At 69.1% G+C, this 12,289-nt stretch carries 11 protein-coding genes; all 11 read left to right on the top strand.

Going from position 1 to position 12,289, the window contains the following annotated elements:
* Nucleotides 1–69: 69 nt before the first annotated feature.
* The 11 genes from BPET_RS12040 (at nucleotide 70) to BPET_RS12090 (ending at nucleotide 12,288) form a co-directional block, all read left to right on the top strand.
* The gene (locus tag BPET_RS12040; protein ID WP_012249291.1) at nucleotides 70–2,763 is read left to right on the top strand and encodes an ATP-binding cassette domain-containing protein; all 2,694 of its coding nucleotides are present in this window, start codon (nucleotides 70–72) and stop codon (nucleotides 2,761–2,763) included.
* Nucleotides 2,764–2,914: 151 nt separating this feature from the next.
* Nucleotides 2,915–3,532: a BON domain-containing protein gene (locus tag BPET_RS12045; protein ID WP_012249292.1), complete on the top strand. Its 618-nt coding sequence runs from the start codon at nucleotides 2,915–2,917 to the stop codon at nucleotides 3,530–3,532.
* 35 nt (nucleotides 3,533–3,567) lie between these two features.
* Nucleotides 3,568–3,996, top strand: a complete 429-nt coding sequence (locus BPET_RS12050; RefSeq protein ID WP_012249293.1) for a PRC-barrel domain-containing protein — start codon at nucleotides 3,568–3,570, stop codon at nucleotides 3,994–3,996.
* A gap of 76 nt (nucleotides 3,997–4,072) precedes the next feature.
* Nucleotides 4,073–4,801 carry an SDR family oxidoreductase gene (locus BPET_RS12055; protein WP_012249294.1) on the top strand — a complete coding sequence of 243 codons (729 nt, stop codon included), beginning with the start codon at nucleotides 4,073–4,075 and terminating at the stop codon, nucleotides 4,799–4,801.
* Nucleotides 4,792–5,379 (top strand): D-glycero-alpha-D-manno-heptose-1,7-bisphosphate 7-phosphatase, encoded by a 588-nt coding sequence (locus BPET_RS12060; protein ID WP_012249295.1) that lies wholly within the window; start codon nucleotides 4,792–4,794, stop codon nucleotides 5,377–5,379. Before BPET_RS12055 ends, BPET_RS12060 begins: the two co-directional genes overlap by 10 nt.
* Nucleotides 5,376–6,491, top strand: coding sequence for a glycosyltransferase family 9 protein (locus BPET_RS12065; protein ID WP_012249296.1), 1,116 nt, complete (start codon nucleotides 5,376–5,378; stop codon nucleotides 6,489–6,491). Before BPET_RS12060 ends, BPET_RS12065 begins: the two co-directional genes overlap by 4 nt.
* A 30-nt stretch (nucleotides 6,492–6,521) precedes the next feature.
* Nucleotides 6,522–8,258, top strand: coding sequence for a carbamoyltransferase family protein (locus BPET_RS12070; RefSeq protein ID WP_012249297.1), 1,737 nt, complete (start codon nucleotides 6,522–6,524; stop codon nucleotides 8,256–8,258).
* Nucleotides 8,255–9,244 carry a glycosyltransferase gene (locus BPET_RS12075; RefSeq protein WP_012249298.1) on the top strand — a complete coding sequence of 330 codons (990 nt, stop codon included), beginning with the start codon at nucleotides 8,255–8,257 and terminating at the stop codon, nucleotides 9,242–9,244. The genes BPET_RS12070 and BPET_RS12075 overlap by 4 nt, the downstream gene beginning before the upstream one ends.
* A complete protein-coding gene (locus BPET_RS12080) occupies nucleotides 9,241–10,320 on the top strand; it encodes a glycosyltransferase family 9 protein (RefSeq protein ID WP_012249299.1) in 1,080 nt (359 codons plus the stop codon). The genes BPET_RS12075 and BPET_RS12080 overlap by 4 nt, the downstream gene beginning before the upstream one ends.
* Nucleotides 10,307–11,278, top strand: a complete 972-nt coding sequence (locus tag BPET_RS12085; RefSeq protein ID WP_012249300.1) for a glycosyltransferase — start codon at nucleotides 10,307–10,309, stop codon at nucleotides 11,276–11,278. Before BPET_RS12080 ends, BPET_RS12085 begins: the two co-directional genes overlap by 14 nt.
* Complete coding sequence (locus tag BPET_RS12090; protein WP_151208961.1) at nucleotides 11,275–12,288, top strand: UDP-glucuronic acid decarboxylase family protein; 1,014 nt, start codon at nucleotides 11,275–11,277, stop codon at nucleotides 12,286–12,288. Before BPET_RS12085 ends, BPET_RS12090 begins: the two co-directional genes overlap by 4 nt.
* Nucleotide 12,289: the final 1 nt, after the last annotated feature.

The following is a 12,289-nucleotide window of genomic DNA, read 5'->3' on the forward strand; positions in this document are numbered from 1 at the left end:
GCATCGACCGGCCGCATTCCAACCTGAGCCGGGCGAGGGCGCGGCAGCGCCTTCGCCCCTTGCCCTCCCATGCCTGAAACCAGCAGCGCCGCCCGCGCGCGCCAGGAGGTGAACCGCAGCATACTCATGGCGTTGTGGAAGCACCGCCGGCGCACGGCCGCCGCGGTGGCGTTGCTGGTTGTCGCCAAGTTGCTGATGGTGGCGGTGCCAGCGGTGCTCAAGCGCATCGTCGATGCCTTGAGCGAGCCCGCCACGCTGCTGACCCTGCCGGTATTCCTGTTGCTGGCCTATGCCTTGTTGCGTTTCGCCGGCAGCCTGTTCACCGAGTTGCGCGACGTGGTCTTCGTGCGCGTCACGCAGGCCGCGGTGGCCGATTTCAAGGTGCGCATGTTCGAGCATTTGCAAAGGCTCGGCGCGCGCTTTCATGATTCGCGCCAGACCGGCGTGCTGGCGCGCGATGTGGAGCGGGGCACGGCGGGGGTGGGGTTCCTGTTGGGCACGGCGCTGTTCACCCTGCTGCCCACGCTGGTCGAGATTGTGTCGGTGCTCGTCATCCTGGTCGCCGGCTACAGCATCTGGTTTGCCGCCATAGTGGCCGTAACTTTCACGGCATATGCCATCCTGACCACCGTGCTCACCGAAAGGCGGGCGCCGTTCCAGCGGCAGATCAACGATCTCGATTCCCTGGCCAGCGGCCGTATGGTGGACAGCCTGCTCAACTACGAGGCGGTCAAGCTGTACGCCAATGAAGATCTGGAATCGCGGCGCCTGAGCACTGTGCTGAAAGAATGGGTAGGGGTAGGCATCGTCAACCAGCGCTCGCTGTCGGTGCTGCATATTACGCAAAGCGCCATCATCGCGTTCGGGGTGGCCGCGGTAATGCTGCTGGCGGGCAAGCAGGTGGTGGACTTTGACATGAGCGTGGGCGACCTGGTGCTGGTCAACGCGTACATTATCCAGATATGCCTGCCGCTGAACACCCTGGGCCTGATCTTCCGCCAGGCCAAGGAGGCATTGATCAACGCCGAGCGCGTGGGCGCGCTGCTGCAGATCCAACCGGAAGTTGGCGACGAAGGCACGTTTGCGGCGCTGCGCGTGGACCACGGGGAAGTGCGTTTCGAGAAGGTCAGCTTTGGCTACGAGCCGGGACGGCAGATTCTATGGGACGTGGATTTCACCGTGCCGTCCGGGGCCACGGTGGCCGTGGTGGGCGGCAGCGGTTCGGGCAAGTCGACGCTGGCGCGGCTGCTGTTCCGCTTCTACGACCCGGACGCCGGGCGCGTGCTCATCGATGGGCAGGACTTGCGTCACGTCGACCAGAAGAGCCTGCGCCGCGTGCTGGGCATCGTGCCGCAGGATACGCTGCTGTTCGACGAAACTATCGCCTACAACATCGCCTACAGCGACCCCGCCACGCCGCGCGAAGCGGTAGTCGAGGCGGCGCGCGGCGCCCGTGTGGACGAGTTCATCGCCAGCCTGCCCGCGGGCTACGATACACGGGTGGGCGAGCGCGGAGTCAAGCTGTCGGGCGGCGAGCGGCAGCGCATCGCCATTGCCCGGGCCCTGCTGAAAAATCCGCCCATCATGGTGTTCGACGAAGCCACGTCTGCCCTGGACACCCGCACCGAGCGGGCCATCCAGGCGGAACTGACACGCATCTCGCGCGGCCGCACCACGCTGGTTATTGCCCACCGCCTGTCGACCATCGTGGACGCCGACCTCATCCTGGTCATGGAGCACGGGCGCGTCAGAGAGCAGGGCACGCACGACGAGCTGCTGGCGCGGCAGGGCATCTATGCCCAGATGTGGAACCTGCAACGCCAGCAAAACGCCCTGGAGGCCGAGGCCACGCGCCTGAGCCGCCAACCGGTCAATCTGGTGGCGCTGGTGGCGGGCGTGCTGGATGGCGCGCGCCCGCTGCTGGACGCCAAGGGCGTGAATTTGTACACACAGATCGCCAGCGAAGCGGCCCGCATTACCGGCGACCCGAGCGCGTTGCAACAGCTGATCTGGAATCTCTATGCGCACGCGGTCGCGGTCACGCCGCCGGGCGGCCGCATCGAGCTGCGGCTGGCTCGCGACGGGCCATTGACGCGCCTGACCATCGCCGATGGCCGGCCTTCGCCCGGACAGGCAGCGGCGCAGCAGCCGGCCGCCGACGAGCCGGACGTCCTGCGCAGCATGGCCGCCCTGGATCCCGCCCGCGTGCAGGCGGAAGCCGAGCGGCTGGGCGGCGTATTGCGCGCCAGCGACGCGGCGGCGGGCGGCATGGCTTACACCCTGGAGTTTCCGTTGCGCGCCGTAGATGCGCTGCCCGCGTCGGCCACCGAGACCAGTGGCATCGACCTGTCCGGCGTGGCGATCATGGTGGCCGACGACCAGGAAGACGCGCGCGGCCTGGTGGCCGAGGTGCTGGCCGACCGGGGCGCGGCCGTGCACACCTGCGCCAGCGGCGCGGACGTGCTGGCCGCCTTGCGGCAGGCCTCCTGGCCCGATCTGCTGGTGTGCGATATCTCGCTGGGCGATATGGAAGGGTACGAACTCATCGGCCGCATCCGCGCGCTGGAGGCCGAACGCGGCGCGCCGCTGGGCGAGCGCATGCCGGCCGTGGCGCTGTCGGGGCACACCGGGCCTGAAGACCGCCTGCGCGCGTTGCTGGCCGGCTTCCAGATCCACGTGGCCAAGCCGGTCGACCCGCGCGAGCTGCTTGCCACCGTGTCCGCCATGCTGCGCCCCGACACGCGCCGCGGCGCGGCTTCCTAGTCCGCTCGATTTTCTTACTGGAGGGTGTAAGAAGTGCCGGCGCGCTGCGCGGCCCCCTGGCCGGCTGGCCGTGGCACACCGCTTGCTCAGTCTACGCCGAGCGGCAACCCGGATTCTCCGGCGCCTGCCGCGGTATCTGCAGGAGACAGCCATGCCTTATTCAAATCGGCCCCCGCCGCGCCATTATGGCCAGGATCCTGGCCAGGACTCTGACCCCCGGCCGGCCGGGTGGGGCGACGAGCAGGACGAGGGCGAACGCTTTCCGCGTGAGCACCACACCCGGCAGAGCGGCCGCTGGGGCGGCGAAGAGCCGGCCTACGGGCGGCGCTACGGCGAGCGGCCCGCCGAACCCGCGGGCGGGGGCAACCCTAACGGCCACGGCCCGCAATACGAGCAGGGAGGCCGGTATCCCGGCACCCGGGATGCGGCCGCTTCCGAGGGGTGGCGCAGCGACGCCGCCGCGCAACGCTACGGCTGGCAGGACCCGGCCCTCGCGAGGTCGCAGCGCATCACCCCGAAGGGCTATGTGCGTTCCGACGAGCGCGTGCGCGAAGACCTGTGCGAGCGCCTGAGCCACAGCGGCCTGGACGTCCGCGACGTGTCGGTGGAGGTCAGCGACGGCACGGTCACCCTGGAAGGCACGGTGCCCAACCGCGCCACCAAGCATGCCATCGAGGATTGCGCCGACGACTGTCTCGGCGTGAACGACATTCAGAACCATATCCGCGTGGGAGGCATCGTCCACCCGGGCATGACGCGGATGGAATGAGCCATGCGGCAATCCATTTTCAACGGAGATCGATCATGAACCATGACACTACCAGCCAGGCCGCCGCGGGCGGCCAGACCCGCATCATTGGCAAAGGCAAGGCCACCGCGGACGGCCCCGGCCCCGAAATCATGGCGGCCGACACGCTGATCGGCAACGACGTCTACAACCCGGCCAATGAAAAGCTGGGCTCTATCCAGGACATCATGCTGGACGTGCCGCATGGGCGCGTTGCGTATGCCGTGCTGTCGCACGGCGGCGTGTTGGGCGTGGGCGACAAGCTGTATGCCATTCCCTGGAGCGCGCTGGTGCTGGACACCGACCGCAAGTGCTTTGTGCTGGATGTCGCCAAGGACCGCCTGAAAAACGCCGAGGGGTTCGACAAGGACCACTGGCCCAGCATGGGCGAAAAGCAGTGGGCCCAGGAACTTTACGACTACTACGACCAGCCTCCGTACTGGTAGGGCGCGCGTCCGATCCTGTCCGGGCGGCGCGCTGCGCGCTGCCCGTCTTCATGCACGGCAACACAGAGAGATCACCATGAGGGAAAACGAAACCCTGGCGGGACGCGTCGTCCTGGTCACAGGCGGGGGCAGCGGGCTGGGCGCCGCAATCTGCGACATGCTGGCCGCGGAAGGCGCCAGTGTCGTGGTCGCGGACCTGGACGAAACCCGCGCCCATGACTGCGCGCGCCGCCTCTCCGAGCGCGGCGCCGCGGCCTGCGCCACCGTGATGGACGTGGGCGACCCGGAGCAGGTCGCCGCGGCGCTGGACCTGGCCATGCAGCGCTATGGCAAGCTGGACGCGGTAGTGAACAATGCCGGCATCGATGTCACCGCCTCCATCGACGAACTTGACGTGGCCGCGTGGGAGCGCGTGCTGCGCACCAACCTGACAGGCCCCTTCCTGGTGGCCAAGCTGGCCAGGAACCGGCTGACGCCGCACGGGCACATCGTCAACATCGCCTCGACCGCCGCGCGCCGGGCCTGGCCCAACGCCAGCGCCTACCATGCCTCGAAGTGGGGCCTGCTGGGCCTGTCGCACGCGCTGCATGCAGAACTGCGCGGCATGGGCCTGAAAGTCAGCGCGGTGATCGCCGGCGGCATGCGTACTCCATTCTTGCTGGACCGCTTTCCCGATATCGACACCACCTGCCTGCAGGACCCGGAAAACGTCGCGCGCGCGGTGCGTTTCGTGCTGACGCAACCCGACGAGACTGTGGTGCCCGAGGTGATGGTGCTTCCCATGAAGGAAACCTCATGGCCCTGATCCCGGCGGTGTTCCTGGATAAGGACGGCACTGTGCTGGCCGACGAGCCCTACAACGTCGAGCCCGCGCGCATGGCCTACGCGGCGGGCGCGCGCGCCGGGCTGCGCGTGCTGGCTGCCAGCGGCGCGCCGCTGATCGTGATCAGCAACCAGCCCGGCGTGGCGCGGGGCCGTTTCGCGCCGCAAGCGCTGGCGCGGGTGCACACGCGCCTGGCCGCGATGTTCGCCGCGGCGGGCGCCCGCCTGGCGGGCTTTTACTGGTGCCCGCACGACCCGCGCGGCACCGTGGCGGCCTATAGCCGCGTCTGCGCGTGCCGCAAGCCGCAGCCGGGCCTGCTGTTGCAGGCGGCCCGCGAGCACCGCGTCGACCTGGGGCGCTCATGGTTCATCGGCGACATTCTGGACGATGTCGAGGCAGGCAACCGCGCCGGTTGCCGCACCGTGCTGCTGGATGTGGGCAACGAGACCGAGTGGCGGTCGGGACCTTGCCGCACGCCCACGGTCACCATGCCGGACCTGGAACAGGCGGCCCGCCACGTAGCGCGCGCCGTGGCTGAAGCAGGGCGGGAGGCGGCATGAACGACGCGCAGTCATCCTGGGCCGAGGCCCGCCGCATCCTGTGCATCCGTCTGGATAACCTGGGCGATGTAGTGATGAGCACACCCGCCATGCGGGCGCTCAAGACGCTGCCCGCACGGCCCCGCCTGACGCTGCTGGCCAGCTCGGCCGGCGCGGCGGCCGCGCCGTTCCTGCCCGACGCGGATGAGGTGCTGTGCTACGACGCCGCCTGGGTAAAGAACGATGCCGCCGGCAATCAGCACGATATCCGCATGATCCAGCGCCTGCGGGAACAGCGCTTTGACGCGGCCGTCATTTTCACGGTGTACAGCCAGAGCGCCTTGCCGGCCGCCTTGTTGTGCCATCTGGCGGGCATTCCCCGGGTGCTGGCGCACAGCCGCGAGAATCCGTATCGCCTGCTGACCGACTGGGTGCGCGAGCACGAGCCCGAACAGGGCGTGCGGCACGAGGTCCAGAGGCAGCTCGACCTGGTGGCGTCGGTGGGCGCCGTGGCGGCCGACACGCGCCTGGCATGGCGGGTGCGGCAGGCCGACCGCGCCGCTTTGCGGCAACGCCTGCATGCGGCGGGCGTCACCGAACCCGGCGGGTGGATCGCGGTGCACAGCGGCGCCAGCGCGGCCTCGCGGCGCTATCCGGCCGCCCAGTATGCGCAGGCCGTCGCGGCCTTGCGCCACGAGGGCCGCCGCATCGTCCTGCTGGGCACGGCCGCCGAGCGCGGCCTGGGCGGGCAACTAGCCGCGTTGCGGCAGTCGGTGCCGGGTCTGCTCGACCTGTGCGGCGCATTGTCACTGGGCGAGCTGGCCGCCGCTATCGAAAGCGCCGCGGTGCTGGTATGCAACAACAGCGGCCCCGCGCATATCGCGGCGGCGCTCGGCGTGCCGGTGGTCGACCTGTACGCGCTGACCAATCCCCAGCACACGCCCTGGCAGGTACCCAGCAGGGTGCTGTACCACGACGTGCCGTGCAAATACTGCTATCGCAGCGTGTGTCCGCAGGGCCACCACGCCTGCCTGGCGCAAGTGTCGCCGCGCCGTGTCGCGGCCGCCGCCCGCGAACTGCTGGCGCACGGGGCGCACGGGTGGCAGCCGGCGCAAACGGGACTGGCCGCCTGAGCGGCGAGCGAAGACGTTAAAGGAACCCTCATGCATACCCTGGGAATCAATGCCGCCTTTCATGATTGTTCCGCCGCGCTCGTGCGCGACGGCGTGGTGCTGGCGGCGGCCGAGGAAGAACGCTTTACGCGCATCAAGCACGGCAAGCGGCCAGTGCCTTTCTCGACCTGGCAATTGCCTTTCCACGCCATCGACTATTGCCTGGCCGAAGCCGGCATCGCGCTGGGCGACGTGGACCATATCGTCTATGCCTTCGACCCGGCGCTGCTGCCGGCGCCTCCGCAGGCCGATGGGCAGATCGTCCTGCCCCTGGAGCCCTCGCGCGCCGCAGCGCGGCCGCATGAGGGATCGCCCTGGGATCCGCTGTTCGTGTCTTATGTGGTCAATGCGCCGCGCCAGTTGCTCGACGGCGCGCCGCACCATTTGAAAGCCCGTTTCGAAGGGGTGACGCTGGACCACATCCTGTCGCGCTGGACGTTCCTGGACCACCACCTCAGCCATGAGGCGAGCGCGTTCCTGGCGGCGCCCTGCGACGAGTCGGCGGTGCTTACCCTGGATGGCCGCGGCGAACGCGCCAGCACCAGCTATGGTCTGTTCAGCGACGGCCGCTACACGCGCCTGAAGCAGATCGAGCTGCCGCATTCCCTGGGTCTGTTGTACGAAGACGTTACCCGCTACCTGGGGTTTCTCCATTCGTCCGACGAGTACAAGGTGATGGCGCTGGCCTCGTTCGGCCAACCCGAATACCTGAGGCAGTTGCGCGACATCGTGCGCCTGGACGATCAGGGCGGCTATTGGCTGGAACCGGCCCGGCTGCAAGAACGCTTCGGTCCACCGCGGCGGCGCGGCGCGCCGTTCGAGGCGCATCACAAGAACCTGGCAAGTTCCCTGCAGCATGTACTTGAAGAGACCGCCTTGCACATGGCCGGCTGGCTGCATCGGGAAACCGGCGCGCGCCATCTGTCGATGGCGGGCGGCGTGGCCCTGAACTGCGTCATGAATGCGCGCCTGACCCGCGATGGCCCGTTTGACAGCGTGTGGGTTCAGCCAGCCGCCGGTGACTCCGGCACGGCGCTGGGCGCCGCGTTGTATGTCGATTACCAGCAGCGCGGCGGGCCGCGCCGCTGGACCATGGAGCATGCCTACCTGGGGCCGGAGTATGGCGACGACGAGATCGAGCGCTTTCTGTACCGGTCCAGGCTGGCATTCCGCAAGCTCGACGACGTGGCCGAGGAAGCGGCGGAACTGCTGGCGCAGGAGAAAATCCTGGGCTGGTTCCAGGGCCGCATGGAGTTCGGGCCACGCGCGCTGGGCGCCCGCTCGATCCTGGCCTCGCCGTTGGACAGCGGCATGCAGGCCCGCCTCAATGGCCTGAAAGACCGCGAGGATTTCCGGCCGGTGGCGCCGGTGGTGCTCGAAGACCGCGCCCCGCAATGGTTCGACGCGCGCGGCGCGGACTCGCTGTGCGCGCCCTTCATGCTGTTTGTCTATGACGTGTTGCCGCAGCGCGCGGCCCAGATCCCGGCGGTGCGGCACATCGACGGCACGGCGCGGGTGCAGACGGTGCGCCGCGACCAGAACGCGCGCTATCACGATCTGCTGGCGGCCTTCGAGCGCCGCACCGGCGTGCCGGTGCTGGTCAATACGTCGTTCAACACGCGAGGCGAACCGGTCGTGTGTTCGCCGCGTGACGCGATCGAGTGCTTCTGGACCTCGCCGCTGGACGCGCTGGTCATCGGCTCGTATCTGCTGGAGAAACCCCGATGAGCGGCATGACGCAGCCCCTCGCGGTGTCGGTAGTGGTGCCCACCCGCGGCCGGCCCCAGCTGCTGGAACGTTGTCTGCAGGCCCTGCTGGCGCAACGCTTTCCGGCCCAGGCCTACGAGGTCATCGTATGCGACGACGGCGCCGACCCGCTGACGCGCCGGCAAGTGCAGGCGCTGGATGCGCCGGACGGCAATGGCGTGCGCCTGCGCTACCTGGCGGCCGCGGACACCGACGGGCCGGCCGCGGCGCGCAACCTGGGATGGCGCAACGCGCGCGGGCCGGTCATTGCCTTTACCGATGACGACACCATCGCCGCGCCGGACTGGCTGGCCGAAGGCTTGCGTGCGCTGCGCCCGGACGTGCAGGCGGTGGCGGGCGCCATCGACATGCCGATTCCCGACGTGCCGACCGACTACGAGCGCGATGCGGCCGGACTGGCGCGGGCCGAGTTCGTAACCGCCAACTGCTTCGTGCGGCGCTCGGCCCTGGAAGAGGCGGGGGGGTTCGACCCGCGCTACACCATGGCCTGGCGTGAGGATTCCGATCTGCATTTCGCCATGCTGGAGCGGGGCATGGACGTGGCGCGCGCACCGCGCGCCCGGGTATTGCATCCCGTGCGCAACGCGCCGTTCGCGGCCGGACTGCGCATGCAGAAGAAAGTGATGTTCGACGTGCTGCTGTACCGCAAGTATCCGCGGCTATACCGCGCGCGCATACGGCGGGGCCCGCCGTGGTTCTACCTGGCTGGCGCGCTGTCGCTGGCCGGGGCCGTGGCGGCCGGGCTGGCGGGGCGCGGCGTTGCTTGCGCGGCGCTCGGCATGATCTGGCTGGGCCTGACCGCGTGGTTCTTCATGCGCCGGCTGCGGGGCGTGTCGCGCCGGCCCGCCCACGTGGCCGAACTGGCGCTGACCTCGGCCGCGATCCCTGTCCTGTCGATCGCATGGCGACTGGTGGGAATGGCGCGCTTTGGACTGCGGTTTCCATGAACGCCATCAACACACCGGCAGGACCATCGGGGCAGCCGGCCCGGATCGCCGTGTTCCGCGCCTTGCAATTGGGCGACATGCTTTGCGCAGTGCCAGCCTTGCGTGCGCTACGCCACGCGTTTCCACGCGCGCACGTCACGCTGGTGGGTCTGCCCGGGGCGCGCGACTTTGTGCGCCGCTTTGACCGATACATCGATGAGTTGCTGGAGTTTCCGGGCACGACTGATTTTCCCGAGCAAGCGCCGCGCGAACACGACCTGCCGGCGTTCTACCGGCACGCGCAGGCGCACCGGTTCGACGTAGCGCTGCAACTGCACGGCAGCGGCCGGCATTCGAACGCGGTTGTGCGTAATCTGGGAGCTCGCCGCTGGGCGGGTTTCGTGCCGACCCGCGCAGAGACTGTGCCGGGCAGCCGGATGGTCTGGCCCGATCACCTGGCCGAGCCATTGCGTTACCTGGCGCTGTTGCGCTATCTGGGCATCCCGGCCTTCGACTCATCTCTGGAGTTGCCTGTAACGCCGCCCGAAGAGGCCGCCGCGCAAGCCTTGCTGCGGCATGAAGGCCTGGATCCGCGCCGTACGGTGCTGGTGCATCCCGGGGCGCGCCTGCCGTCGCGCCGCTGGCCCACCGAGCGCTTCGCCCAGGTGGCGGCGGCGCTGGGCGCGCAAGGCTGGCAGGTGGCGCTGACCGGAACGGATGACGAAGCCGCGTTGGCCGCGGCGGTATGGCGCGCCTGCGCCATGCGGCCGGCCAACCTGTGCGGCCGCACCTCGCTGGGTGAGCTGGCGGCGCTGGCCGGCCGCTGCCGGCTGGTGATCTGCAATGACACCGGCATGTCGCACGTGGCGGCAGCCGTGGGCACGCCGAGCGTCGTGATCGCCTCTGGCAGCGACGCGCGGCGGTGGGCGCCGCTGGACGGCAGCCGTCATGCCGTCATTGCCGCCGACGTGCCATGCCGCCCCTGCAGCCACGTGGTGTGCCCGATCGGGCATCCCTGCGCGCTGGCCGTGCCGGCCAGCGAAGTGCTGGCCCGCGCGCGCAGCCAACTGGAGGAATCCCATCATGTCGCGTACTGAGGCGGCCGGCGCCGCGCGCCGGCTGCGCATCCTGGTGTGGCACGTGCACGGCAACTACTTGTATTCGCTGACGCAGACACCGCATGAGTTCTACGTGCCGCAACGGGGCGACGGCCGGCCGGGCTATGGGCCGCTGGGCCGCAAGATTCCCTGGGGGCCGAACGTGCACGGCGTGCCTGCCGAACAAGTGCGGAACCTGGCCGTGGATCTGGTGGTGTACCAGTCCGGGCACAACCTGGCCGACGCGCCAATGCTGCTGTCGCAGGCACAGCGGCGGCTGCCGTGCGCATACATCGAGCACAATCCTCCCGCGCCGCTCGCGGCCGAGACGGTACATGCGTTTCGCCACGAGCGGGGTCTGCTGGTGCATGTCACGCCGTACAACGCCGTCATGTGGGATTCGGGCGGCATGCCGCAGCGCGTGGTCGAGCACGGCATTCCCGATCCCGGGCCGTTGTACCGGGGCGACCTGGCGCGCGGCATCGTCGTGGTCAACCACCTGGCGCGCCGGGGCCGGCGCGTCGGCGCCGACTTGTACGCCCAGGCCGCAAGGCAAGTGCCGCTGGACCTGATCGGCATGGGCTCGGAGGAAGCCGGCGGGCTGGGGGAAGTGCCCAACATGGAAGTGGCCCATTTCATGGCGCGCTACCGGTGCTTTTTCAGCCCGGTGCGTTACGCCAGCCTGGGGTTATCGCTGGTGGAAGCGATGTTGTGCGGGCTGCCCGTGGTGGGCTTTGCCGCGACCGAACTGCCTTGCGTCATTACCAGCGGGCATGACGGCTACGTCGACACGCGCCCCGAGCGCCTGCACGACGTTTTGCGGCAATTGCTCGCCGACCGGGGCCTGGCCCGCGAATGGGGCGAGGCCGGCCGGCGCACGGCGCTGCGGCGATTTGCCATCGACCGTTTCGTTGCCGACTGGAACCAGATATTCGCCACGTTGACGGAGGCATCATGAAAGACAGTATGACGACATTGCCCAGAGCCTTGGTCGCCGGCGGGGCGGGGTTTCTGGGCGCGCACTTGTGCCGGCGCCTGTTGCTGCAGGGCTGGGAAGTGATATGCGTGGACAACTTTCATACCGGACGCAGCGAGAATCTGGCGGGCCTGGCCGCGCACCCCGGGCTGACCGTGATACGCCAGGACATTGCGCTGCCGTTGCCGGCCGAACTTCACATCGACTGCATCTATAACCTGGCCTGCCCGGCATCGCCGGTGCACTACCAGGCCGATCCGGTGGCCACGTTGCAGACCTGCGTGCAAGGCGCCACGCAGTTGCTGGAACTGGCCGCGCGCACGGGTGCCCGCATTTTGCAGGCGTCCACCAGCGAAGTGTATGGCGACCCGCTCGAGCACCCGCAGCGCGAGGGCTACTGGGGGCATGTCAATCCCGTGGGGCCGCGCTCGTGCTACGACGAGGGCAAGCGCTGCGCCGAGACCCTGTTCATGGAATATGGCCGCCGCCGTGGCGTGGTGGTGAAGATCGCGCGCATCTTCAATACTTACGGACCAGGCATGGCGGCCGACGATGGCCGGGTCGTCTCGAACTTCATCGTGCAGGCCCTGGCCGGCCATCCGCTCACCGTATACGGCGACGGCAGCCAGACGCGATCGTTCTGTTATGTGGACGATCTGGTGGACGGCTTGCTGCGCCTGATGAATAGCCCGGACCAGTTCAGTCAGCCCGTCAACCTGGGCAACCCGGCCGAGATTTCAGTCTTGCGCATGGCCGAGCTGGTGCGCGAGCTGACGGGATCGCGCGCGCCGCTGCAGTTCCGCGACCTGCCGCGCGACGACCCCACGCATCGCTGCCCCGACATCACGCTGGCCCGCGAACAGTTGCGGTGGCGGCCCACCACGCCGCTGTCGGCCGGCCTGGCGCGCACCGTCGATTATTTCCGCCGGCAGGCGCACCGGGCCCCCGCGCCGACAGCAGCGATGGCGGCGGGTGGCATGGCAGGAGCGTGAA

This window comes from Bordetella petrii (assembly GCF_000067205.1).
Taxonomy (GTDB): Bacteria; Pseudomonadota; Gammaproteobacteria; order Burkholderiales; family Burkholderiaceae_B; genus Bordetella_A; species Bordetella_A petrii.

Excerpts from the sequence above, each read along its gene's own strand:
- BPET_RS12090 (WP_151208961.1), top strand. The coding sequence starts at position 11,275 with ATGAAAGACAGTATGACGACATTGCCCAGAGCCTTGGTCGCCGGCGGG.
- BPET_RS12085 (WP_012249300.1), top strand. The coding sequence starts at position 10,307 with ATGTCGCGTACTGAGGCGGCCGGCGCCGCGCGCCGGCTGCGCATCCTG.
- BPET_RS12065 (WP_012249296.1), top strand. The coding sequence starts at position 5,376 with ATGAACGACGCGCAGTCATCCTGGGCCGAGGCCCGCCGCATCCTGTGC.
- BPET_RS12050 (WP_012249293.1), top strand. The coding sequence starts at position 3,568 with ATGAACCATGACACTACCAGCCAGGCCGCCGCGGGCGGCCAGACCCGC.
- BPET_RS12045 (WP_012249292.1), top strand. The coding sequence starts at position 2,915 with ATGCCTTATTCAAATCGGCCCCCGCCGCGCCATTATGGCCAGGATCCT.
- BPET_RS12070 (WP_012249297.1), top strand. The coding sequence starts at position 6,522 with ATGCATACCCTGGGAATCAATGCCGCCTTTCATGATTGTTCCGCCGCG.
- BPET_RS12055 (WP_012249294.1), top strand. The coding sequence starts at position 4,073 with ATGAGGGAAAACGAAACCCTGGCGGGACGCGTCGTCCTGGTCACAGGC.
- BPET_RS12060 (WP_012249295.1), top strand. The coding sequence starts at position 4,792 with ATGGCCCTGATCCCGGCGGTGTTCCTGGATAAGGACGGCACTGTGCTG.
- BPET_RS12075 (WP_012249298.1), top strand. The coding sequence starts at position 8,255 with ATGAGCGGCATGACGCAGCCCCTCGCGGTGTCGGTAGTGGTGCCCACC.
- BPET_RS12040 (WP_012249291.1), top strand. The coding sequence starts at position 70 with ATGCCTGAAACCAGCAGCGCCGCCCGCGCGCGCCAGGAGGTGAACCGC.
- BPET_RS12080 (WP_012249299.1), top strand. The coding sequence starts at position 9,241 with ATGAACGCCATCAACACACCGGCAGGACCATCGGGGCAGCCGGCCCGG.